We start from the raw sequence: 2,119 nt of genomic DNA, 5'->3' as shown, positions 1-2,119 counted from the left end.
AGCTTTGGCTGTTAGCAAAATAATTGGGATATGGGAAGTGGTGATATCTGTTTTCAGTTTTTTGCACATTTCAATCCCGTCCATATTGGGCATCATTATGTCACTGATGATTACATCTGGCTGAAATTCAATGGCTTTTTTGATGCCTTCCACGCCATCGCTTGCTTCCTTTATATTATAGGTATCGGATAATTCCTGATGGACATATTGCATGACATCAAAGTCGTCTTCAACAATTAATACCGAATATTTATGCCCTTTATTCGGGGTGGCCGTTTTGCTGGTTGCAATTTTAACGGGTTCTAAAGTGGATAATCCTGGTAAATTAGACTTATAATCATTTATTTCAGAAATTTCATCTTTGGTGTAATTCTCCTTTTGTCGTGGCAAATGTATGGTAAACTTCGTCCCTTTCCCCGGTGTACTTTCCACATGAATAGTGCCATGATGAAGCTGGACCAGTGCCTGTGTAAGATGAAGGCCAATGCCGCTCCCTTTCTGCAAAGTGCTGTCGGAATTTGAAGCCTGATAAAAACGATCAAATATTTTCTGCAGTTCATTGGCTGCAATTCCACGGCCGGTATCGGAAACCACGATTTCAACCATCTCTTTTTCTCCAGGATGCAACACAGGAAGGGTCTTTAATTCGATGGAAATTTTTCCTTTCTCCGGAGTATATTTATATGCATTGGATAAAAGATTAAAGAGAATTTTATCAAGAAATTCAGGATCGAAATACCCCATCAAAGCAGGATCGCTGTGGATAAACTTCAGGATAATACTTTTTTGAAGGGAAAGTTCTTCGAACGAAAAAACGACTTCGTTTATAAAACTAACTAAATCAATATTTTGCGTTCTGAGGTGCATCTGTTCGCGTTCGGTTTTCCGCAAATCCATCAACTGGTTTACCAGTCTTAAAAGCCGGTTTGCATTCCGGTGCATCATATTAAACTGATTTTTCCGCTTTGGATCTGTTTCTTCCTGGATGATTTTTTCCAAAGGCCCGATAATTAGCGTCAGGGGAGTTCGGAATTCATGAGATATGTTGGTGAAAAACTGAAGTTTGGACTGATTCAGTTCTTCGGATTTCTGTCTTTCGAGATGCTCCATGCGAAGGCGGTTAAGGGTCCGCATTCTAAAGGTATAGATTTGTAAGATGCCATAGAATAGGGCAATAACGATGATGATGTAAAAGATTTTTGCCCACCAGGTTTGCCAGAATGCAGGCAGAATGACTACTTCAATGTTGGCCGTTTTTCTTGTCCAGGTGCCATCCTGGTTTGTTGCCCTGACTTTGAAGATATATTTCCCCGGCTTCAGATTCCGATATGTGGCCGAATGCTTATTCCCTACATTATTCCAATTGTTTTCGGCTCCTTCAAGTATATAACTGTATTGTGTTTTCTCTGAATAGCCGTAATTCAGGGCAACAAAGTCAAAGGTGAAAATAGACTGGCTGTGTTTCAATGCAATACGTTTGGTGATGCTGATGCTTTTCTCCAAAGGACTATCTTTAAATTGATCGCTTCGAATAGGTACCTGCTGGTTGAAAAGCAGAAAATTGGTAAACAATATTTCGGGCTCAAAATTGGTTTTGGTAATCTTTTCCGGTTTGAAAACATTAAGCCCGTTGGTGCCGCCAAAAAACATATTGCCATCCGTACTGACAAATGCTGAACCGGGCAGGTACTGCCCGGTTTGGAGCCCGTCGTTCAAATCATAATTTTCAAATTGGTTTTTCAGGTAATTGAACTTCGAAATACCGCGGTTTGTGCTTATCCAGAGATTTCCGGCTTTATCTTCAAGTATGCCCAGCACATTGTTGTTGATTAGTCCGTCTTTTTCAGTATAAGAAGTAAATGATTCCGTCAAAGGGTGAAAAAGGCTTATCCCTTCGGTTGTACCGATCCATAACCGGCCGTGTTTATCGATGTGTAGCGCCTGAATGGTATTCCCGATGATGCTTTTTGGATCGGTGTTGCTGTGCCGGTAGGTTTTGAATTCATTTTTCTGTTCATTGAACCGGTTGAGCCCCTCGCCATAACTCCCCAACCAGAAAATCCCGTTTTTGTCCTGGATAATAGCCCTGATGGCATCATAACTGATACCTGAATTTTTT

Annotated in this window: 1 protein-coding gene; it reads right to left on the bottom strand. The window is 40.8% G+C overall.

Annotated elements, in window-relative coordinates; all coding sequences use genetic code 11:
• On the bottom strand, positions 1 to 2,119 hold a 2,119-nt coding region (locus Q8907_16575; protein MDP4275884.1), incomplete at both ends, for an ATP-binding protein.

The organism is Bacteroidota bacterium, from assembly GCA_030706565.1.
Classification (GTDB): domain Bacteria; phylum Bacteroidota; class Bacteroidia; order Bacteroidales; family JAUZOH01; genus JAUZOH01.
The sequence above is the reverse complement of the archived record's forward strand: the minus strand, read 5'-3'. Positions and strand labels throughout refer to the sequence as shown.